Annotated in this window: 17 protein-coding genes and 1 riboswitch; of the genes, 10 read left to right on the top strand and 7 right to left on the bottom strand. The window is 62.0% G+C overall.

All coding sequences use genetic code 11. The features are described from left to right. Nucleotide 1 precedes the first annotated feature (1 nt). Nucleotides 2-748 (top strand): DeoR/GlpR family DNA-binding transcription regulator, encoded by a 747-nt coding sequence (locus tag DWV58_RS00530; protein ID WP_117775841.1) that lies wholly within the window; start codon nt 2-4, stop codon nt 746-748. A gap of 429 nt (nt 749-1177) precedes the next feature. Here DWV58_RS00530 and DWV58_RS00525 read toward each other — a convergent pair whose 3' ends face one another. Beyond that, the gene (locus DWV58_RS00525; protein WP_231500732.1) at nt 1178-1837 is read right to left on the bottom strand and encodes an RluA family pseudouridine synthase; all 660 of its coding nucleotides are present in this window, start codon (nt 1835-1837) and stop codon (nt 1178-1180) included. Nucleotides 1838-1852: 15 nt separating this feature from the next. Further along, nucleotides 1853-4348: a U32 family peptidase gene (locus tag DWV58_RS00520; RefSeq protein WP_117775840.1), complete on the bottom strand. Its 2496-nt coding sequence runs from the start codon at nt 4346-4348 to the stop codon at nt 1853-1855. Nucleotides 4349-4648: 300 nt separating this feature from the next. Here DWV58_RS00520 and DWV58_RS00515 point away from each other — a divergent pair, with 300 nt between their 5' ends. Then, nucleotides 4649-5026 (top strand): Rid family detoxifying hydrolase, encoded by a 378-nt coding sequence (locus DWV58_RS00515; protein ID WP_117775839.1) that lies wholly within the window; start codon nt 4649-4651, stop codon nt 5024-5026. A 112-nt stretch (nt 5027-5138) separates the two neighbouring features. On the opposite strand, the gene DWV58_RS00510 is transcribed toward DWV58_RS00515, so the two are convergent. Further along, on the bottom strand, nt 5139-5795 hold the full coding sequence (locus DWV58_RS00510) for a transcriptional regulator (protein WP_233540462.1): 657 nt from the start codon (nt 5793-5795) through the stop codon (nt 5139-5141). A 352-nt stretch (nt 5796-6147) separates the two neighbouring features. Here DWV58_RS00510 and DWV58_RS00505 point away from each other — a divergent pair, with 352 nt between their 5' ends. The 6 genes from DWV58_RS00505 to DWV58_RS00480 all read left to right on the top strand — a co-directional run bounded on the left by DWV58_RS00505 (nt 6148) and on the right by DWV58_RS00480 (nt 16636). After that, nucleotides 6148-7542 carry a uracil-xanthine permease family protein gene (locus DWV58_RS00505; RefSeq protein ID WP_035137475.1) on the top strand — a complete coding sequence of 465 codons (1395 nt, stop codon included), beginning with the start codon at nt 6148-6150 and terminating at the stop codon, nt 7540-7542. Nucleotides 7543-7738: 196 nt separating this feature from the next. After that, nucleotides 7739-9094, top strand: coding sequence for a putative aminohydrolase SsnA (ssnA, locus tag DWV58_RS00500; RefSeq protein ID WP_117775838.1), 1356 nt, complete (start codon nt 7739-7741; stop codon nt 9092-9094). 148 nt (nt 9095-9242) lie between these two features. Further along, nucleotides 9243-12242 carry a putative selenate reductase subunit YgfK gene (ygfK, locus tag DWV58_RS00495; protein ID WP_117775837.1) on the top strand — a complete coding sequence of 1000 codons (3000 nt, stop codon included), beginning with the start codon at nt 9243-9245 and terminating at the stop codon, nt 12240-12242. 11 nt (nt 12243-12253) lie between these two features. Beyond that, nucleotides 12254-12733, top strand: a complete 480-nt coding sequence (locus DWV58_RS00490) for a 4Fe-4S binding protein (protein WP_117773418.1) — start codon at nt 12254-12256, stop codon at nt 12731-12733. 12 nt (nt 12734-12745) lie between these two features. Continuing rightward, complete coding sequence (gene xdh, locus DWV58_RS00485; protein ID WP_117775836.1) at nt 12746-15523, top strand: selenium-dependent xanthine dehydrogenase; 2778 nt, start codon at nt 12746-12748, stop codon at nt 15521-15523. Between the two features lie 291 nt (nt 15524-15814). Next, nucleotides 15815-16636, top strand: a complete 822-nt coding sequence (locus tag DWV58_RS00480) for a 3'-5' exonuclease (protein WP_158564494.1) — start codon at nt 15815-15817, stop codon at nt 16634-16636. 78 nt (nt 16637-16714) lie between these two features. Here DWV58_RS00480 and DWV58_RS00475 read toward each other — a convergent pair whose 3' ends face one another. From DWV58_RS00475 to DWV58_RS00465, 4 genes are all read right to left on the bottom strand, one after another. After that, nucleotides 16715-16894 (bottom strand): hypothetical protein, encoded by a 180-nt coding sequence (locus DWV58_RS00475; protein ID WP_117639623.1) that lies wholly within the window; start codon nt 16892-16894, stop codon nt 16715-16717. A gap of 30 nt (nt 16895-16924) precedes the next feature. After that, nucleotides 16925-17080 (bottom strand): hypothetical protein, encoded by a 156-nt coding sequence (locus DWV58_RS09825; protein WP_158549261.1) that lies wholly within the window; start codon nt 17078-17080, stop codon nt 16925-16927. An 8-nt stretch (nt 17081-17088) separates the two neighbouring features. Continuing rightward, nucleotides 17089-17179, bottom strand: a riboswitch (SAM riboswitch). 266 nt (nt 17180-17445) lie between these two features. Continuing rightward, nucleotides 17446-18432 carry a hypothetical protein gene (locus DWV58_RS00470; RefSeq protein ID WP_117775834.1) on the bottom strand — a complete coding sequence of 329 codons (987 nt, stop codon included), beginning with the start codon at nt 18430-18432 and terminating at the stop codon, nt 17446-17448. Between the two features lie 122 nt (nt 18433-18554). Continuing rightward, nucleotides 18555-19208 (bottom strand): transcriptional regulator, encoded by a 654-nt coding sequence (locus tag DWV58_RS00465; RefSeq protein ID WP_022094290.1) that lies wholly within the window; start codon nt 19206-19208, stop codon nt 18555-18557. Between the two features lie 277 nt (nt 19209-19485). On the opposite strand from DWV58_RS00465, the gene dpaL reads away from it, so the two are divergent. Beyond that, entirely contained in the window at nt 19486-20700 is a 1215-nt protein-coding gene (dpaL, locus tag DWV58_RS00460) for a diaminopropionate ammonia-lyase (protein ID WP_117583046.1), read from the top strand. A gap of 237 nt (nt 20701-20937) precedes the next feature. Next, nucleotides 20938-22323, top strand: coding sequence for a YgeY family selenium metabolism-linked hydrolase (locus DWV58_RS00455; protein ID WP_099432046.1), 1386 nt, complete (start codon nt 20938-20940; stop codon nt 22321-22323). Nucleotides 22324-22422: the final 99 nt, after the last annotated feature.

The following is a 22422-nucleotide window of genomic DNA, read 5'->3' as shown; positions in this document are numbered from 1 at the left end:
GATGCTAGCGGAAGATAGGCTCAACGCGATCGTGTCGATGGTTCAGCAGGCCGGCTCGGTTACCGTGCCGGAGCTTGCCGAAGCCCTGGGCGTGACGGCGTCTACCATTCGGCGCGACCTGCAGACGCTCGACCGAGCACACCGTATCGCCAAGGTGCACGGAGGCGCGACAAGTCTGGAGCGCGCGCACGTGACGCGCGACCTAACGCTTAATGAGCGCAGCGACCTCCATAACGACGACAAGGAGCGTATCTGCGCCCGTGCGGCGGCACTTGTGGAGCCCGAGAGCTTTGTATACATCGACTCGGGTTCGACGACGCTCAGGCTCATCGAGCATCTTCCACACCTTGAAGATGTCACCTATGTGACCGATTCCGTGCTCCATGCTCAACGCCTTGCTTTGCGCGGCATGCGTACCGTGGTGCTGGGTGGCGAGCTCAAACCCGAGACCGAGGCGCTCGTTGGCCCCGATGCCTTGGCAACCTTAGACCGCTACAACTTCAACTGTGGCTTTTGGGGCTCTAACGGCATTGCCGCCGAGCAGGGCTTCACGGCGCCCGATATCGAGGAGGCGCAAGTAAAGCGTATCTCGATGCGCCATACGGCCAAGCGCTTCGTAATCTCGGACGCCAGTAAATTTGGCATGGTGGCGCCCGTCAAGTTCGCGGACTTTCGTGACGCAACGATTATTACCGCAGGCGAGGTCCCCGCCAAGTACCGGGCAATGGACAACGTCATCACGGTCTAACAGCAAGGGACGGGCTAAGACCAAAACCACCACAAAGGTGCCTGTCCCCATTGTGGTGGTTAGTAACGAAAACCGAGTAGTTTTCTCAATAGAAAAGCGGCAACGTCCATCACGGGCGTCGCCGCTTTCGTTGTCTGCCGGTTTGTCTAAGTCTGTAACAACTGGACCGTTAAAAGTGGGCTAGGTGTTACAGATCGAGATACTTACGAACCGCGCCGTCCCTTTGTCTCAATCTGTAACATCTGGGACTGATTTTGCCGAGTTACTGTTACAGATTGAGATTATTCCCTTGAGGGGATTCGAATGTCTCGATCTGTAACAGATAGACCGCAAAATGGGCTTTAGCTGTTACAGATCGAGATGTTTGGGAATCCGGCAGAGCCATCGCGGCAAAACCACCACAAAGGTGCCTGTCCCCATTGTGGTGGTTTAGGGCTCCCAGGGGCAGGGGGCTTCGATGTGGATGTGCTCGCCGGTTACGGGATGCGTAAAGGACACGCTGTGGGCATGGAGCATGAGGCCACAGGGACGTGGCGTGCCGTACAGGTCGTCGCCTACCAGGGGATGACGCTCGCTCGCCAGATGCACACGGATTTGGTGCTTGCGGCCGGTGAGCAACTCGACATCGATATACGAGCGCGTGGGCAGGCCACGACGGCTTTTAAGACGCTTGAGCACCTTCACGCGCGTCTGAGACGGCTTTCCGCTGGCGCCGACGCGCATCTTTCGGCTGTCGTGACGGTCGCGGGCGATGGGCTTGTCGATGAGCTTTTCGTTCCAGTCGATCTTGCCCTCGGCGAGCGCCAGGTAGTGCTTTTCGAAAGCGTGGTCGATGACCATCTGGTCAAAGGCGGGCTGCGTCTGCTTGTCGAGCGAGAACAGCACCACGCCGGTGGTGTTGCGGTCCAGGCGGTTGAGCGGCTGCATGTCGGTCGCGGCAAAGCCGTCGCCCATCGCCAGCAGCAGGTCGCTGGCGTAGTCGGTGAGCGTGCGCTCGCCGGTGCCGTCGCCGTGGACGATCATGCCGGCGGGCTTGTCGATGGCCATGAGCCAGGCGTCGCAGTAGAGGACTTGAGGTTCTTCGTTCACGTGTATGCCTTTCGGTCAGCTGATTCCCACAAACATGCAGCCCGAGGTCGCCCCACGTAGGCGGGCGGCGGGCTTGCGGTCGGCCTGCGCTGCTTCGACGGCGCGACGGACGCGTGCGACGGCGCGGCCCACCTCATCCGTCTCGAGCAGCGTTCCGTCCACCATGAGACGACGCACGCCGGCATCGAGCAGCTGAGGAACCTGCGGCGTGAGGTCGATGGGGTAGGCATCGTACAGGCGAGAGCGGCCGTGGATGTCGGTGCGGACGGGCATGACCTTGCCGTCGATATTCTTGAGCGACAGCTTGCGGGCACGCAGGCGGCAGTTGGCGCAATCGTGGATGCAGCCGTTGGCAACCTGCAGAATGCAATGCTCGCTTGTCATGACGCGCGGGCGGCCAAAGACGGTGGTGCCCAGAGCCGCGGGCGCGGCGGCGCCGAGCGAGACAATCTCGTCGAGCGTGATCTCGGGCGAGAGCCAAAACGCACCGGCTCCGCGCTCGGCAAGCGCTTCCATGCAGGGCGTGTTGTGAACCGGCAGGCAAGAGCGAATCTCGGCCGTGGCGCCAACCTGGGCGGCCAGGGCAAGCTCGGAGATATTGCCAACGGCGACGGTGGCCCCGGCATTGATCCAGGGATCGACGCGCTCGTGGTCGACGGCGCGGCAGACCTCGTCGAGTACGGGCACGATACCCTGCTCAAATGCATCGGCAGGGGAGAGCTCGGCCGCATCGAGTGCGTCGGTGGTCATGTAGATGCGCGTGGCGCCCTCGGCACGAGCGGCCTCGGCGGCGTCGAGCGAGGTGACGGTGGCGCAGATCTGCGGCTCATCGCGGTAATGCGCGGGCATGGGGCGGTAATCACTGGTGACAATCGCCGGCAGCTCGAGCGTGCGGGCACGCTCATCGTACGGCACCAGAATGGCCTCTTCCAGCGCCTTGCAAGCGGCGGCGCGCACCTTATGCACGGCGGAGAAGCCCATGCCGCAGCCGGCGTCGAGCGAAACGTCAAAGCTCGCTGCCTCAAAGGGCGAGGAGCCCATGCGGCCCACATGCTCAACCAGGTCTGCCGCCTCGACGGCGCGGGTCTTGGCGGCCTCGACGGTGAAGCCCGTGGCGGTGGCCGTAAGCGAAGGGCCGTCGCAGCAGGTGAGCGTAACGGTAAACGGCTCGCCCAGACGCGCCACGACGGACACATCAACAGCTCGGCGGCGCAGCACATCGCGCTTGAGCGCGGCGCCGGCGGCGTCGATGGCACGCTGACTGCGAATCACGCGCACGCGGCAGCCCTCGGGCATGCTGCGGGGCACGCGGCACTCGAGGATGTCACCGGCGGCGGCATCATCGGCAGCGATAGTGGTTAGGAACTGATCGAACTCGTCGTCGTGGCGAAGTTCCAACAAGTCGCCCTTGCCCACAGGCTCAAACAGCTCAATGCGGGCGATGGCGGCGCGGCGACGACGGTCGTCGGGCTTGAGCCCGCGCACGTCGCGGTTGGCCAGACGGCTGCCCAGCACCGTGCCCACAATCTGGCCGCGGTTGTTGGAGCGCTCGTAACTCATCATTTCGTCGCCCGAGGTGCCGTCCTGATAGGCGTGCGTAAAGTCGCGGTTAAAGCAGCGCTTGAGTTGACGCTGGCGAGCGGCGTCCTCGTGCTTATCAACGGCGACCCCGGCCAGCATGTCATCAATCTGATGACGATACACATCAACGATGGAGTACACGTAATCGGGCGCCTTCATGCGGCCCTCGAGTTTGAGCGACGCGGCGCCGGCGTCATACAGGCGGCGAACAAGTTGTGAGGTGTTGGTGTCACGCGGGCACAGCGCGCGCTCGCGACCGGCAGGGGAGAGCGAGCGACCGTTCTCGTCGATCAGCTCGTAGGGCAAGCGGCAGGGCTGGGCGCACATGCCACGGTTGGCCGATCGTCCCGCCATGGCAAAGCTCGAAAGCAGACACAGGCCCGAGTAGCAAAAGCAGATGGCGCCATGGCTAAAGACCTCAAGGTCCACATCGGGCGCGGCATCGTGAATGGCGGCAATCTCGTCGATGGAAAGCTCGCGCGAGAGGGTCACGCGGTCGGCGCCCTGCTCGCGGCACCAAAGGGTTCCGCGGTCGTCGTGGATGTTCGCCTGGGTCGAGATATGCGTCTCGATGCCGGGCATGGTGCGCTTGACCTCAAAGAACAGACCCCAGTCCTGGATAATGAAGGCATCGGCGCCCAGCGTGGAGCAGCGATGGATGAGTTGCAGCGCATCGCCCATCTCGGACTGCTTGATGACGATGTTGACCGTGACGTAGACGCGCGACCCGGCTAGATGCGCGGCGCGGCAGGCCTGCTCAAAGGCCTCGTCGGTAAAGTTGGTTGCCTTGCGGCGGGCGTTGAAGCTGCCCATGCCACAGTAGATGGCGTCTGCCCCCGCGGCGAGTGCGGCGGCAAAGGGCTCGGGCCCTCCGGCGGGCGCCAAAAGCTCGGGCCTGCGGTTGGTGGTTCGACTGGCGGTTGCGGTCATATCCTGCCTTTCAAAATGCTCAGATATTCAAAAGTATAGTGGTGCCGTTGCGGCGGGCGATGCCCGTGCTCCAAGCGGGATAAAGTCTTCAGCAGCTTGGGGTGGCTGACCCTGTGGAGAACCGTTCAGCGGTTCGGGGAAACCGTTGGGCGATAAAATATTCTCGCAAGCTGATAATATTCTTGCATCAAACGGAAACCTTGAGTACTATCCCAATCAAGCGCGGTGTTCAGACCGAACTGTGCCTCCCGGTGTGAACACCGCGCTCACGCTTTCTCAACTGATCGTAAGGAGATAAACATGAGCAAGACCGTCGTGTCTTCCGATAACGCACCCGCAGCCATCGGACCGTATTCCCCCGGCATCCAGACCGGCAACATGGTGTTCCTGTCCGGCCAGCTGGGCATCGACCCCGTAACCGGCAAGATGCCCGAGGGCGTCGAGGCCCAGGCCAAGCAGTCCCTCGCCAACGTCGAGGCCCTGCTGACCGCTGCCGGCGCCACCTTTGCCGATGTCGTCAAGACTACGGTCTACCTGGCCGACATCGCCGACTTCGCCGCCGTGAACGAGATCTACGCCTCCAAGTTCGAGGCCCCGTTCCCCGCGCGCAGCGCCTTCCAGGTTGCCGCCCTTCCGGCTGGCGGTCTGGTCGAGATCGAGGTCGTCGCCGCCCTCTAAGGCGTTGGCAACAACTAAACATGACATGCAAAAAGACCCTGCAGCGCGTGCGAGCTGCAGGGTCTTTTGTCAAGTGACGGATCGCTTGTGGAGCCGCGCTCCATTTTGCTCGTTAGCCCTCCTTGCGGACTTTTTGCAGGTAGCGGTACACGCTGGGCTCCGAGATGCCCAACGCGGTGGCAGCGCAGGCCACGGCGCCCTTGAGCATGAACACCCCGTTGCCGTTGAGGTGGCGAATGACGTCCACGCGGTCGTTCTGACCAAGCGACGCTACATCCAGCCCGCGCGCGCTCAGCAACTCGGCAATGCTGCGGTCGATGAGCTCCTGGGTGGACTCCGAAAGGCTTTCGACCTCGATAGGGGCGGGCTCCGTGCGCGTCGGCGCTGCGTCGAAGCACGTCATGAGCTGCTGCGCCATGGCGTTGATGGAGCGTACGGTCGAGAGGTCGGTGTTGACGCAGAGCATACCGACGATCTCGTCATCCTCGCGGATAAAGAACGTCGCGGACTCCAACGTCTTGCCGCCGGCACCGCGCCCCTCGTAGCCCGTAATAAACGGCAGGTCGCGATACTTGGGGTCGTGCATGATCTTGAGCGCCAGATCGGTGGCGGGACCGCCGATCTTACGGCCGCTCACGATGCCGTTGCGAATATCGACGATGGCGTGGTCGGGATCCGAGAAATCGTGCAGCACGATTTCGCTGTTTTTGCCGAGTATCTGCTCCAGAAAATCGACCATCGGCAAAAAGCGGCGTACGGTCTCGTTCACGGGCAACTCCTTTGGGTGAAAACGGAAATGTTCATAACAATTTTTTCTCATGGTAACACGCTGCCCACCATCTCGTATATCCGCAGGTACATTGCGTAATGCAGACGAACGGTAGGAATTTAGCGGTAAACGGTTGACCAAAAGAAAAGTTAGATGTTATTTTGACCAGACACTTTCCTGACCTGCGGAAATGCGTTATTTCAGCTGAAGAATGGTCTGATAACAAAAAATTATTATTGAGAATGAGAATCATCTTTAATACGATATGCAATGAAGGCACAACCTCAACCCCGCACTGCGTCACAATAGAGCGTTAGATGCGAAAACAACTACTTCGAGGATTGGTGGTCAAATGACCCAGGAGACGGTTACGAACGGCACTGAAGCCCTGTTCACTCGCGAAGGTATGCCTCCCGTTAAGGAAATGATCCCGTGTGCCCTTCAGCACGTACTGGCATCGTTTGCCGGCATCATTACCCCGGCGGTCATCATGGCCGGCGTCTACGGCTTTAATAGCCAGCAGAGCACCGACATCATCCAGGTCGCGCTCATTCTTTCGGCGATCGACACGGCCCTTCAGGCCTTCGCTCCCTTCCGTCGCATCGGCGGCGGCCTGCCCATCGTCATGGGCGTTTCGTTCGCGTTTCTGCCGGCCCTGCAGGCCATGGGTGCCTCGGGCTTTAGCTTTGGTGCGCTGCTGGGTGGCGAGATCGTCGGCGGCGCCGTCGCGGTCCTCTTTGGTCTGGCCTACAGCAAGATCAAGTGGCTGTTCCCGCCTGTCGTGACCGGTACGGTCATCTTCTCCATTGGCGTCTCTCTCTATCCCACGGCTGTCAAGTATATGGCCGGCGGTATGGGTACGCCGCTGTGGGGCACCCCGCAGGCCTGGTGCGTCGCTCTTATCACCTTCGCCGTGGTCTTTGCGCTCGCCAACTTTGGCAAGGGCACGCTCAAGCTGGGATCCGTGTTCTTTGGCATGATCGTTGGTATGATCGTCTCCATCCCCTTTGGCATGATCGACTTCTCCAGCGTCGCCACCGCTCAGGTCTTCGCCCTTCCCAAGCTCATGCCCTACGCGCTCGAGTTTGATCCCGAGGTCTGCATTACCCTCGCCGTCGTGTTCCCCATGGTTGCCATCCAGGTTATCGGTGACGTCTCCGCCGCCTGCCTAGGTTCCATCGACCGTATGCCCACCGAGCGCGAGCTCTCCGGCGCTATCGTGTCCCAGGGCCTTACCTCTATGGTCGGCGGCCTGCTGGGCGGTCTTCCCACCAGCGCCCTTGGCCAGAACGTGGGCATCATCTGCTCCAACAAGGTCGTCAACAAGTGGGTCTTTGTGATCATCGCGGCCGTCTTTGCCATCGCCGGTCTGTTCCCGCAGCTCTCTGCCGTCCTTTCCGCTATCCCGCAGCCCGTCATCGGCGGCGCGACCGTCGGCGTCTTTGGCACCATCACCATGAACGGCGTGCGCATGTTCACCCGCGAGGGCCTTACGCAGCGCACTACCACCATCGTCGGTACCTCCGTCGTCTTTGGCCTGGGTATCTGGATGGCCAGCGGTTGCCTTGCCGGCGAGGGTATGCCCACCTGGGTGTCCACCGTCATCGGCTCCAATGCCGTAACCCCCACCGCCATTATGGCCATTGTCCTTAACCTGATCCTTCCGCAGACGCCGGTCGTGGCTCAGCACATCGATGCTGCCAAGGACGCTGCCGTGGATCTGGTCTTGCCCGAGAGCAAGAAGTAACCAATTCGGTGCTATTCGTCGGCGGACGCATCGCCTCGTCCGCCGACGTCATGCGGCGCCAAGCCGCACTTCAAAGGGTTTGCCCCTTTGGTGAAGCGTTGACGGGAGAGGGCCCGTTTCCGGTGTAGGCCGGCGCTTCGCACTTCCGCTATGTCAGAGGTGTCAAACCCCGCCTCTGATGTTGAAGGGAGCATTCATGCTTCTGGTCGCTAACGGTTCCGTTTTTACCCGCAATTCTCAGACCCCGTTCATTCCAAACGGTGCGGTCGCCATTGACGGAGATACGATCGTCGAAGTGGGCCCCGAGTGCGAGCTCAAGTCCAAGTACCCGGATGCCGAGTACGTCGACGCCCAGGGCAACCTCATCATGCCCGGACTCATCAACTGCCACACCCACATCTACTCGGGTCTGGCCCGCGGCCTTGCCATTAAGGGCTGCAACCCCACCAACTTCCTGGAAAATCTTGAGCAGCAGTGGTGGAAGATCGACGACAACCTGACGCTCGACGGCACCAAGGCCAGCGCCTATGCCACGATTCTGGACTCCATTCGCGATGGCGTCACCACGATCTTCGATCACCACGCGAGCTTCTGCGAGATCCCGGGCAGCCTCTTTACCATTAAGGACGCCGCGCAGGAGCTGGGCATGCGTTCGTGCCTGTGCTACGAGGTCTCCGATCGCCGCGGTCAGGAAAAATGCGACCAGGCCATTGCCGAGAACGCCGAGTTTGCCAAGTGGGCCGCCAAGGAGCGTCGCGATAACGACAACCACATGATTGCAGCCATGTTTGGCGGTCACGCCACCTTTACGCTGTCGGACGAGACCATGGACAAGATGGCCGAGGCCAACAACGGCCTGACCGGCTTCCACATCCATGTGTGCGAGGGCATGAACGACGTGTGGGATTCCCGCCTCAACCGCGGTGGCATCAGCCCCGTCGAGCGCCTGCTGCAACATAACCTGCTGGGTCCCGACACCATGCTCGGCCACTGCATTCACGTGACGCCTGCCGAGATGGATATCGTCAAGGAGTCCGGTACCTGGCTCGTCAACAACCCCGAATCCAATATGGGCAACGCCGTGGGCTGCGCCCCCGTGCTCGAGTTCTTCCGCCGCGGCATCCCCGTGTGCATGGGCACCGACGCCTACACCCACGATATGCTCGAGAGCCTCAAGGTCTTCCTGATCATTCAGCGCCACAACGCCGCCATGCCCAACGTGGGCTGGTGCGAGGCCATGACCATGCTGTTCGAGAACAACGCCAAGATGGCGAGCAAGTACTTCGATCGCAAGCTCGGTGTGCTCGAGGCCGGCGCTGCCGCCGACGTCATCGTCATGGACTACAAGCCCTTTACGCCGCTGAGCGAGGAGAACATCGACGGCCACATGCTCTTTGGCATGATGGGCAAAAACTGCCGCACCACCATCATCAACGGCCGCGTCCTGTACAAGGATCGCGAGTTCGTTGGCATTGATGAGGACAAGATCAACGCGTGGACCATGGCCGAGTCCAAGAAGCTCTGGAGCACGCTCAACGATCGCACGTACTAATTACAAGTAGATTCACGCGCGTCGGATGTTTCGCCGCATCCGACGCGCGTATAGGCGACCTCCGCGGGGTCGCCGGCGCTGTGCTAGCGCTACGCCGTATTTGCGCCCGCCGCGCGGTCTCGCCGGGCGTTACAGAGAGGAGCTCACTATGAGCGACATCATGAGGCCGATCCCGTTTTCGCAGCTGATGAACTGGATCATCGAGGAGCACAAGACCCAGGACGCCATCTTTGGCGTGCGCAAGATGGTCACGACCAACCAGGAGGGCGCGCTTCCCATTTTTGACGAGCGCATCGAGACTCCGTTTGGCCCGGCTGCCGGCCCCAACACGCAGCTGGCCCAGAACATCGTGGCATCCTACGTGGCAGGCTCCCGCTTCTTCGAGCTCAAGACCGTTCAGGTTATGGACGGCGAGGAGCTCTCCAAGTGTGTGAACAAGCCCTGCATCGTGGCACAGGACGAGTGCTACAACTGCGAGTGGTCGACCGAGCTCGAGGTTCCGCAGGCCTTTGCCGAGTACGTGAAGGCATGGTTCGCCTGCCACCTGATCGCTCGCGAGTACGGCCTGGGCAGCCCGGACGGCTTTGTCTTCAACATGTCCGTGGGTTATGACCTCGAGGGTATTAAGAGCCCCAAGGTCGACGCCTACATCGAGGGTATGAAGGACGCCAGCGGCTCTGACGTCTGGAATGAGTGCCGCGCATGGGCGCTCGCCAACCTGGACAAGTTTGAGCATGTCGACGCCGCGTTTGTCGAGTCCATCCCGGCGCGCGTCTCCAACTCCATCACCGAGTCCACGCTGCATGGCTGCCCGCCGGCGGAGATCGAGCGCATCGCGACCTATCTGATCACCGAGAAGGGCCTCAACACCTACATCAAGTGCAACCCCACGCTGCTGGGCTATGAGTTTGCCCGCCAGCGCCTGAACGAGCTGGGCTTTGACTACATCGTCTTCGACGATACACACTTCCGCGAGGACCTGCAGTGGGCCGACGCCGTGCCCATGTTCGAGCGCCTGATTGCCCTGTGCGCCGAGCGCGGCCTGGAGTTTGGCGTCAAGCTGACCAACACGTTCCCCGTCGACGTGACGAGGAACGAGCTGCCCTCCACCGAGATGTACATGTCGGGCCGTTCGCTGTTCTCGCTGACCATCGAGGCCGCCCGTCGCATTACCGAGCAGTTCGATGGCAAGCTGCGCATCAGCTACTCCGGCGGTGCCACGGTCTACAACATCCGCGCCCTGTATGATGCCGGCATTTGGCCCGTTACTCTGGCGACCGACGTGCTCAAGCCCGGTGGCTACGAGCGCTTTAGCCAGATGGCCGGCGAGTTTAGCGATCTGGACGGCAAGCCGTTCGCGGGCGTCTCGCTCGAGGCCGTGACCGCGATCCAGACCGACTCGCTCACCAACCCGCTCTACAAGAAGCCGCTGCGCCCGCTGCCCGACCGCAAGGTCGCCGGCAAGAGCCCGCTTTCCGACTGCTTTACCACGCCGTGCCGCACGAGCTGCCCCATCCAGCAGGATATTCCCGCCTATCTGGCGGCTGTTGACGAGGGCCGCTACGAGGACGCACTCAACATCATCATCGAGCGCAACGCCCTGCCGTTCATTACCGGCACCATCTGCCCGCATCCCTGCGGCCGTGCCTGCGAGCGTGCATTCTACGAGCCCGAGGGCGCCCAGATCCGCGCCAGCAAGCTCAAGGCCGCCCGCGAGGCCATGACCACCGTGCTGCCCAAGCTGCGCGCCCAGGCCATCGCCAACGACGGCGTGCGCAACGTTGCCGTTATCGGCGGCGGCCCGGCCGGCTTGGCGACGGCGTTCTTCCTGACGCGTGCCGGCGTGTCCGTCACCATCTTTGAGGCCCGCGATTCGCTCGGCGGCGTGGTCCGTCACGTGATCCCCGAGTTCCGTATTGCCAGCGACGATATCTCCCACGACGCCGAGCTTTGCCTGGCCTTTGGTGCCAAGGTTCAGCTCAACGCCCGCGTGGAGTCCATTGACGAGCTCAAGGCCCAGGGCTTTACTGACGTGGTCGTGGCCACCGGTGCCTGGATGCCCGGCTCTGCGGGCCTAGGCGAGGGTGCCGAGCTCGATGTGCTGGAGTTCCTCGAGGCCGCCAAGAAGGGCGAGAAACTCGAGCTGGGCGAGGACGTCGTGGTCATTGGCGCCGGCAACACCGCCATGGACGCCGCCCGCGTGGCCAAGCGCCTGGCAGGCGTGAAGAACGTGCGTCTGGTGTATCGCCGCACCAAGAAGCAGATGCCCGCCGACGAGGAAGAGCTCGATCTTGCTCTTGCCGACGGCGTTGAGTTCTGCGAGCTGCTGGCGCCCAAGGCACTCAACGGCGCCGTGCTGACCTGCGACGTTATGGAGCTTGGCGAGCCGGATGCAAGCGGCCGTCGCAGCCCCGTCGCCACGGGCGAGACCGTCGAGCTTTCCGCCACCACGGTGATCTGCGCCGTGGGCGAGGGCATCGATGCCAGCCTGTACGATGCCGCGGGCGTCGAGCACGACCGTCGCGGTCGCCTTGCCGCCACCTCCACCGGCGTCGAGGGCGTCTGGGCTGCGGGCGACTGCCGCCGCGGTCCTGCCACCGTGGTCGAGGCTATTGCCGACGCCGCCGAGGTCGCCCGTGCCATCGCCGGCGTGGACTTTAACAAGTACGCCGACTGCAACGAGCAGGCCGGTCGCGAGGATACCTGCTACGAGCGCAAGGGATCGCTGTGCCGCGACAAGCGCAACTGCACCAAGACCCGCTGCCTGGGCTGCGGCTCGGTGTGCGAGGTCTGCTGCGATGTGTGCCCCAACCGCGCCAACGTGGCAATTAAGGTGCCGGGCCTGGCCAAGCATCAGGTCGTCCATGTCGACGGCATGTGCAACGAGTGCGGCAACTGCGCCGTGTTCTGCCCCTACCAGGAGGGTCGTCCCTACAAGGACAAGCTCACCCTGTTCTGGAGCGATCAGGACATGGAGAACTCCGAGAACGAGGGCTTCCTGGCCGTGGACGAGGACCACTTTAAGGTTCGCGTCGCCGGCACGGTCCGCACCGTCTCGGTCGATGCCGTCAACACCGGTCTGCCCGAGGCCGTCCGCCTGACCATCAAGGCCGTGCGCGACAGCTATCCGTATCTCCTTAAGAAATAGGCGAGTCTCTTATGGCCAAATCCATTCAACATAACGTGGCCTACGTTGCCTGCGGAAGCGGTTGCGCCTCCGCAGGCGGCGACGCCCGCTGCAGCGAAGGCTGCATTGGCTGTGGCGCCTGTGTCACGGCCTGTCCCCACGGCGCCATTGCACTGATTGATGGCATCGCCCGCGTGGACCGCTCCAAGTGCACGGGCTGTGGCCTGTGCGGCATGGCGTGCCCGCAGCGCGTGATTGCCTTTGTTCCCGGCTACCAGAACATCCTGGTGCGCTGCAACAACACCGATAAGGGCGCCATCGCCCGCAAGATTTGCGACACGAGCTGCATCGGTTGCGGCATGTGCGCCAAAAAATGCCCTGCCGGCGCTATCCGCATCGAGGACAACTGTGCCCACATCGACGGTGCGGACTGCCTGTCGTGCGGCATGTGCGCCGTCGTTTGCCCGCATGGCGCCATCCACGACCGCACCGGCATCGCCGCCGGCGTGTAGAAGGGAATCACCATGGCACAGGAATTCACTTTTACCGTTAACGGCGTCGAGCACACGACGACCCAAAACAAACCGCTGCTGCGCTACCTGCGCGACGACCTGCACATCCATTCCGCCAAGGACGGCTGCTCCGAGGGTGCTTGCGGCACCTGCACCATTCATGTGGACGGTGCGGCCGTCAAGGCCTGCGTGCTGACCACCGCCCTTGCCGCCGGCCGCAACATCGTGACCGTCGAGGGCCTGCCCGAGGACGTGCGCGAGGCCTTTGTGTACGCCTTTGGCGCCGTGGGCGCCGTGCAGTGCGGTTTTTGCATCCCCGGTATGGTCATGGCAGGCGCGGCGCTGATCGCCGAGGACCCCGAGCCCACCGAGGAGCAGATCAAGTACGCCATCCGCGGCAACGTCTGCCGCTGCACCGGCTACAAGAAGATTATTGAGGGCATTTCGCTGGCCGCTGCGGTGCTCCGCGGCGAAAAGCAGATCGACGAGGACCTGGAGCGCGGCGACGACTACGGCGTGGGCAAGCGCGCCTTCCGTATCGACGTGCGCAAGAAGGTGCTCGGCGAGGGCAAGTACCCCGATGACATCGACGAGCTCGATCAGCCGGGCCTGACCTATGCCAGCGCCGTGCGCTCCAAGTATCCGCGCGCCCGTGTGCTTTCCATCGACACCTCCAAGGCCGAGGCCCTGCCCGGTGTGGTGGGCATCCTGCGCGCCGAGGATGTGCCGGTCAACCAGGTCGGCCACCTTATCCAGGATTGGGACGTCATGATCGCCCAGGGCGATATCACCCGCTGCGTGGGCGATGCCATTGTGCTGGTGGTTGCCGAGGACGAGGCGACGCTCGAGAAGGCCAAGAAGCTCGTAAAGATCGATTACGAGCCGCTGAAGCCCGTGCGCAACATTGTCGAGGCCAGGGCTGCCGACGCCCCGCGTCTGCACGACAGCTTCTTTGCCTTTGGCAACACGGTGGAGCTCAAGGACAACGTGTGCCAGAGCCGCCATGTGACGCGCGGCGACGCCGCCAAGGCGCTGGCAGAGAGCGCGTTCACCGTGACGCAGCGCTTTACCACGCCCTTTACCGAGCATGCCTTCTTGGAGCCCGAGTGCGCCGTTGCCTTCCCGTACAAGAACGGCGTCAAGGTGCAGTCGACCGACCAGGGTGCCTACGACACACGCAAAGAGTGCGCCCACATGTTTGGCTGGGACAACGAGCCCGAGCGCGTGGTCGTCGAGACCATGCTCGTGGGTGGCGGCTTTGGCGGCAAGGAGGACGTGTCCATCCAGCACTTGGCCGCGCTCGCCGCCTATAAGTTCCAGCGTCCTGTGAAGTGCAAGCTCACACGTGCCGAGTCGCTCGCTTTCCATCCCAAGCGCCACGCCATGGACGGCACCTTTACGCTGGGCTGCGACGCCGAGGGCAACTTTACCGGCCTGGACTGCGAGATCAACTTTGACACCGGCGCCTACGCGTCGCTGTGCGGCCCGGTGCTCGAGCGCGCCTGCACGCATGCCGTGGGCCCCTACAAGTACCAGAACACCGACATTCGCGGCTTTGGCTACTACACCAGCAACCCGCCCGCCGGCGCGTACCGCGGCTTTGGCGTTTGCCAGTCCGAGTTTGCGCTCGAGAGCTTGATCGACTTGCTGGCAGAGAAGGTCGGCCTGGACCCGTGGGAGATTCGTTACAGAAACGCCATCGAGCCGGGCGAGGTTTTGCCCAACGGCCAGATTGCCGATTGCTCCACGGCGCTTAAGGAGACGCTGCTCGAGGTCAAGGATGCCTACTATGCGCATCCCGGACACGCCGGTATCGCCTGCGCCATGAAGAACGCCGGCGTGGGCGTGGGCCTGCCCGATGCCGGCCGCTGCAAGATTCGCGTCGAGGATGGCGTGGCCGTGGTCTATGCCGCCACGTCCGACATCGGCCAGGGCTGCAACACCGTCTTTTTGCAGGACGTTGCCGAGGCATGCGGTCTGCCGCTGAGCTGCATCGCCAACGGCGAGTGCTCTACCGAGAACGCTCCCGACTCCGGCACCACGTCTGGCTCGCGTCAGACGGTCGTGACCGGCGAGGCTGTGCGCGGCGCCGCTTTCCTGCTGCGCGATGCCATGCTTGACATCGAGGCCGGCAAGCCTGCGCCCACCGCTCCCGTGAGTGCGCATGGCGACGGCGTGAAGATCGAGTACGACGACGGCCACGCCTATCAGCTGCGAACGCAGGAGCTCGTCGCCGGCCAGGGTATGCATCCTCAGAATCCCGCGGCAACCATCAAGGTGCTCGAGGGATGCGAGTTTGGCTACGTGTACCTGGAGCCGACCGACAAGCTGGGCGCCGACGTTCCCAACCCCAAGAGCCACATCTGCTACGGCTTTGCCACGCATGTGGTCATTTTGGACGATGACGGCCGCGTGAGCGAGGTCTATGCCGCGCACGATTCCGGCAAGGTGGTCAATCCCATCTCCATCCAGGGTCAGATCGAAGGCGGCGTGCTCATGGGTATGGGCTATGCGCTTACCGAGGATTGGCCGCTCAAGGACTGCGTGCCCCAGGCAAGGTACGGCACGCTCGGACTGTTCCGTGCGCCCGAGATTCCGGATATCCACGCCATCTACGTGGAGAAGGACGAGCTGCTGCCCGTGGCATATGGCGGCAAGGGCATCGGCGAGATCGCAACGATCCCCACGGCGCCCGCCGTACAGAACGCCTATCGCGCATTTGACGGCAAGCTGCGTCCAAATCTGCCCATGGTGGATACGCCGTACAGCCGCGTTCGTAACCGCGGGTAGGGTAGGGCGCGGTCGGCCATTGCTGATGGGCTGTTCGCGCTGAGCATCAACTGCATATGCTGCGCTTTTGGCCCCAGCTCCATCGCGAGCCGGGGCCTTTTGCTTGGAGCGGAAACTGCGTCCCGGAATTGGCGCTCAGAATGGGATGCGCTGCAGAGCCTCAAATGGAACATGCGTTCCAGGACCCGCAACGGCGCCGCCGCGCAATTTTGTGTCCGCACGGGCAGCTACACTTGCTGTGATATGACCGTTCGAGAAACGAGCGGCAAGCAACGGAGAGAGGCCCTAACCGTGTCAGCTGAAAAGATGCCGGGTGTCTCGGCTATCGATACGACGAACTTTGCGCGCCAGATCGTGCTGGACTTTGAGTTTGCGCCGGTGCCAAAGCAGCGTCAGCGCCGTGGACTGTGCAATGAGATTATCGAGGCCGGCGCCGTCAAGCTCGATTACCACGGCAACGTTATGGGCGAGTTCTCGCAGTTTGTACAGACGGAATTTACCGAAGGCGTTGCGTTCCCCGTTCGCGAGCTCACAGGGATATCGGCCGTGGGCACCGCGATGGCCGATCCGCTCTACATGGTGATCAAAAGGCTCAGCGATTGGATCGGGCGCTACTCCGCCCAGGTGATCTGTTGGAGCGGGGCGGATCGTCGACAGCTTTTGATCGAGTGCCAAGCAAAGCACGTCGATCTTTCCGCATTTCCTACGGACTGGGCCGACCTGCAGGCGTTTTACACCTCGATCATGGACATGAGCAGCCACGGGTGCGTCTCTTTGAGTGACGCAGCGACGTGGTTTGGCATCGAGTTCGACGAGTCGACGGGTCACGCCCACAGCGCCCTAGCCGATGCGCGCGTGACCGCCAAGCTGCTCAAGCAGATGATGGACGGGGACTACCGCGTGAGCCCGCGCGCCCAGGAGGTCCGTCAACGGTGGGGGATGGGCGAGCGAGCTCAGACGCGCCTTTCCAGCAAGTGCTCCGAGCTGGGCGACCTGCTGCTAAAGCTGAAGGCGGAGGGGGTAGGCCTTTTGAGAACGCCATTCGGTTTGGCATGGCGGGGCTGTAAGCGCGAGCCCGCCCTGCTGTTTGAATCGAAGCGTCAACCAGTATGACGAGCTGTCTGGCCTGTCTGCCTACGCCCCCGCAATCCCGCGGGCCGCACTCAACAGCTCATACTCCCTCTGGCTCCACTAGTACAGCTCGGCCGTGCGTACGGCGTCGCGGCACAGGTCCAGGAATGCCTCGGCTCCCTCGCAGAAGCACTCTCGGGCAAAGGCGCCGGATCCGTCCGCAACGCATATGCCGTCAGCAAAGAGCTTCCAGCTAGACGGCTCGCGAGAGTCGTCTCCAAGCAGCTTGATCTGCAGCACGTGCGGGCTGCCGGCGGCGCAGAGTTCTTCCTAGAGCACCTGCACCGTAAAGCGCATCTGGTGGGAGAGGCTGCTCTTGATCATGGCCGAGGCGTAGCCATTTGGCTTATCCAGAAGATGCATGTGATTCGGTTTGACGATCAGGTTGTGGAAGTTACGCTCGCTGCGCACGGAGAAATTGTCCATACGGACTCCTTTCATCGATGTTGGCAGGGCCACCGTGCCTCTTGGCCGGTTGGCGTCGGGATCGTGGAGCCAACTCTCTACCCCGACTCTGGATAAAATGCGCCCGCTCCTTGCGGGCAAGAGGAAGTCTATCAACGTGTACGGACAGAAATCAAGCGCCGCCTGCGAAATGACGCGTGAACGGCGTTGGTTTCCCAAGTGATTATTCGGCTTTCATCCGGAAAAGTGTCGAAATCAGCCGTGTAAAAGTACGGAAAAGTGTCGAAATAGGCACCTTAAAACTTCGGAAAAGTGTAGCTGGATGACAAAACAGCACTTAGAAGCCGGTGCTGGATGCGGGATCCTGCGGCCGCCTTCAGCTCTCGCTACTCATCGTCTCCGTCGTTGGGGTCGCCCTTGAGGGTGTTGATGTCCAGATACTCGTTATCGTCCTCTTTTTGCTGGGTCTCCGACTCCGCTTGGGTGGGGCCGGAGAACAGCCGGAATCCCTCAAACGCAATGACGCCGAGCAGGGCAATGACAATGGCGATAAAGGCAACCTTGACTGCCTGCGGAAATTCCGAGAAACGCAGCGCCTTTTCCTCGGCGTAATAATCGGCGAAGCGCTCTTCGCCCGTGCTTTTGGTATACGCCGGCGCGGACGCGGCCTCCGGGTCATATTCCGGTGCAGGCGTGGCAGCGTACGGGTCGTTGAGATAATCGCTCGATGCGTTGCCATAATCCTCGGTCTCGATGCGATCGGTGCCAGCATAGCCATCGGAATAATCGGAATATGCCGCACCGCCCTCATAGTCCGCGGCGCTCGTGTTGGCGGCAAAAAGCGGGTTAACTGGAACGTCGAGCGCCGGCATACCGGTAGAGGTCTCATCCAGATCGGCTGCAGCCCAGGAATCGTAGGCAACCTGATGGGCAACGGGCTCATCGAGCCTTGTGACCGGAGACTTGCGTGCCGCAGGAACGGGCAACTGCTGGGCGCTGTACATAACGGTGCTGTCGGCCGATTTGCTCCGCGTCGCCGCAGCGAGAAATGCCGCCGTCTCGGACGGGTCGCTTGCGGGGCGGGGAGCGGGTGTGGGCGCCGAAATGGGTGCGGGCGTAGACGCGGGCGTCGAAACAGGCGGCTGCGCAGGAGTCGGCGCAGATGCGGGCTTAGACGCAAGTGCGGGATTGGGGCTTGACGGGCGAGCCCCGCCGCCCATGAGTTCGTCGGCGGTCCACGGGCGATCATCCATCACGTCGTCAAGGCTCAGCGAAAACAGGTCGTCTTCACCCTCATCGAACATGCGGTGCACATGTCCACCAATTGCCGGAATCAATCCGCGACCGGTGCATGATGCCTTGCTCAACGCCATTCTGTTCCATCCTTTCGAAATACTAATGACATCGATTATATGGAACTTCCCAAGCGGCTCGGTCTTGGATTCGTGCTTTCCAGAACTCGCGCCCAAAAGGGGAGGGCAATCCAGGCGAGTGCCTACTTGTCGCCGGCCGCCGCCTTGGCCTCATTGAGGTAGCTATAGAAGCTGTATTTGGAGATGCCAAAGAACTCGCAGGCGCGCTCGCTCGACTTGGAAATGAGGAAGGCGCCGCGACGGTCGAGGTAGCCAATGGCGCGAATGCGCTCATCTTTGGTCATGAGCGCCGCGGGCTTGCCCACAAACTGCTCGCACTCGTGCAGCAGGTCCTCGAGCAAGTCGCCGATGTTCTTGGTAATGGGCTCGGGCTCGGTGTAGCCCGTGCCGCCGGTGCCGGTAAAGGCGTCGAGCGAACGCTCAAAAGCCTTCATAAGCGTAATGTCAAAGTTGATGCCCAAAATGCCGACGGGCTTGCCTTCGTCGTTGCGGATAAAGATGGTCGAGGACTTGAGCAGCTTGCCATCGGTGGTTTTAGTGAGGTACGGCTCGCGGTCGTGTACGTCGGTGGTGCCCTCGTGCATGGACTCAAACACGATATGGCTGGGGCCGTCACCCAGTTTGCGCCCGCTGACGTGGCCGTTTTCGATCACTACGATGGAGTGGTCCACGTCCTCGGTCTCCAGATCGTGGACGACGACTTCGCAGTTGGGACCAAATTGGAGCGCCAGACCGTGTGCGAGGCGCTTGTAAAACTCAATCTGTGCGGGGGTCATGGGTGCCTTCCTAAAAATTAGTTTGGGCACACTTTGCCATAAACCACACCTGTTCGCAAACAAATACACAGACAGGCTAATTGGTGACCGTTCGGCGGCGAAAAAGTACCGATTACGGCAACAAACAATTCGTTAGGTATGCCAATCAAAAAGTGTGATAGAACATTGCTAACAAACTTTTTGTTTGGCATCCACATAAAAGTTCAGCCGTGTGAATGGGATCGGGCTGAAACGCGTATGCGGGGGCCGGCAAGAGAGGACTTAAGGAGTTCACCGTATGGCCGATAAGATCCAGTGGGCGGGCAACACGATGCCCAAGAGCGATGACAAGCACTTGGGAATCATGAGCCTCGACCACGTGAAGAAGGCCCGCGCCTTCCACCAGTCGTTCCCCCAATATACCGTCACTCCGCTTGCCCGCCTGGATGGTCAGGCTGCGCGCCTGGGCCTTTCCAACCTGTGCGTTAAGGACGAGAGCTATCGCTTTGGCCTCAACGCCTTTAAGGTCCTGGGCGGTTCGTTTGCCATGGCCAACTACATTGCCGACGAGACCGGCAAGGACGTTGCCGACTGCACCTTCGATTACCTGACCTCCGATCAGCTGGCCGAGGACTTTGGCCAGGCCACCTTCTTTACCGCCACCGACGGCAACCATGGCCGCGGCGTGGCGTGGGCTGCCAACAAGCTGGGCCAGAAGGCCGTCGTGCACATGCCCAAGGGTTCCACCAAGCCCCGCTTTGATAACATCGCCGCCGAGGGCGCCACGGTGACCATCGAAGAGGTCAACTACGACGAGTGCGTGCGCATGGCCGCCGCCGAGGCTGACGCCTGCGAGCGCGGCGTCATCGTTCAGGACACCGCCTGGGAGGGCTACGAGAAAATCCCGTCTTGGATCATGGAGGGCTACGGCACCATGGCTTCCGAGGCTGCTGAGCAGCTGCGCGAGATGGCCATCAACCGCCCGACGCACGTGTTTGTCCAGGCTGGCGTGGGTTCGCTCGCCGGCGCCGTGGTGGGCTACTTTACCAACCTGTATCCCGATAACCCGCCCACCTTTGTCGTGGTTGAGTGCGCGCCTGCCGCCTGCCTGTACAAGGGCGCTGCCGCCGGCGACGGAGATCCGCGCATCGTGGACGGTGACATGCCCTCCATCATGGCCGGCCTGTGCTGCGGCGAGCCCAACATCCTTGGCTGGGATATCCTGCGCAACCACACCACCGCCTTCGTGTCCTGCCCCGACTGGGTCACCGCTCGCGGCATGCGCACCCTGGGCGCTCCCGAGAAGGGCGACCCGCGCGTCATCTCCGGCGAGTCCGGCGCTGTGACCACCGGCCTGGTCGAGACCCTCATGCTCGATCCCGAGTACGCCGAGCTCAAGGAGCTCATCGGCCTGGACAAGACGAGCTCCGTGCTCTGCTTCTCCACCGAGGGCGACACCGATCCGGATCAGTACCGTCGCATCGTCTGGGAGGGCGAGTATCCGACCTGCTAGCAGACTGACCTGTCCGGAGGCAGCCGGAGGACTTTACTCCCTGCTCGGACAGTCCTGCTCGCACGGAGAGCACATTAAGTGCTCTCCGGCTCGTGCGGAACTCGCGACGGAGTAAAGTCCTCCGTCCGCCTCCTAAGGTTACTTGCTTGCCGGGTACTCGACCTCACGCTACTTGGCACAAATGATCTATCTGAAATATCTACCTGTAGGTAAACCCTTGTAGAAAGGTTGACTGTTATGACTAAAGAACTCGATTTTGATGCCATTAAGGCTGCTGCGGAGTCTCATCGTGCTGATATGACTCGCTTCCTGCGCGCTATGATCTCTCACCCCTCTGAGTCTTGCGAGGAGGGTGAGGTTGTTGCCTGCATCAAGGCCGAGATGGAGAGCCTTGGCTATGACGAGGTCAAGGTCGACGGCCTGGGCAACGTTATGGGCTTTATGGGCGAGGGCGACAAGATCATCGCTATCGACTCTCACATCGACACCGTCGGCATCGGCAACATCGAGAACTGGGATGCCGATCCCTATGAGGGCTACGAGACCGACGAGATCATCTACGGCCGCGGCGGTTCTGACCAGGAGGGCGGCATGGCTTCCGCTACCTACGCTGCCAAGATGATGAAGGACATGGGCCTCATCCCCGAGGGCTACAAGATCATGGTCGTCGGCACCGTCCAGGAAGAGGACTGCGACGGCATGTGCTGGCAGTACATCTACAACAAGGACGGCATTAAGCCCGAGTTCGTCATTTCCACTGAGCCCACCGACGGCGGCATCTATCGCGGTCACCGCGGCCGCATGGAGATCCGCGTCGATGTTCACGGCACCTCCTGCCACGGTTCCGCTCCCGACCGCGGCGATAACGCCATCTACAAGATGGCCGACATCATCGCCGACGTCCGCGCCCTCAACAACAACGGCTGCGACGAGTCGACCGACATCAAGGGCCTCGTCAAGATGCTCGACCCCAAGTACAACCCCGAGCACTTTGAGGACGCTCGCTTCCTGGGCCGCGGCACCTGCACCGTCAGCCAGATCTTCTACACCAGCCCCAGCCGTTGCGCCGTGGCCGACTCCTGTGCCATCTCCATCGACCGTCGCATGACCGCCGGCGAGACCTGGGAGTCCTGCCTGGACGAGATCCGCAACCTGCCGGCCGCCAAGAAGTACGGCGACGACGTGAAGGTCTCCATGTACATGTACGACCGTCCGTCCTGGACCGGCGAGGTCTACGAGACCGAGGCTTACTTCCCCACGTGGATCAACAAGGAGACCGCTCCGCACGTCAAGGCCCTCGTCGACGCCCACAAGGCCATGTTCGGTGACGAGCGCATCGGCTGCGAGCCCAGCATGGACAAGCGCACCGGTCGTCCGCTGTGCGACAAGTGGACCTTCTCCACGAACTGCGTTTCCATCCAGGGTCGCTATGGCATCCCCTGCGTCGGCTTTGGCCCGGGTGCCGAGTCTCAGGCTCACGCTCCCAACGAGGTCACCTACAAGGACGACCTGGTCACCGCTGCCGCCATGTATGTGGCTGCCCTGAACCTCTACGATCCGAGCCAGGCCGATGGCGACGCCACCGTGTTCCGCGCCGGTCTGACCAACAACAAGATCGACTAGTCCCATTCCTTGATCTTGTTGAGCCGGGGGCCGCTCGTGTCCCCGGCACCCCCTGTTGACTTGGGGCCCGCGGTCGTTATCTCCCATGCTTCCTCAACG

The organism is Collinsella sp. AF11-11, assembly GCF_003465485.1.
Classification (GTDB): Bacteria; Actinomycetota; Coriobacteriia; order Coriobacteriales; family Coriobacteriaceae; genus Collinsella.
The sequence above is the reverse complement of the archived record's forward strand: the minus strand, read 5'-3'. Positions and strand labels throughout refer to the sequence as shown.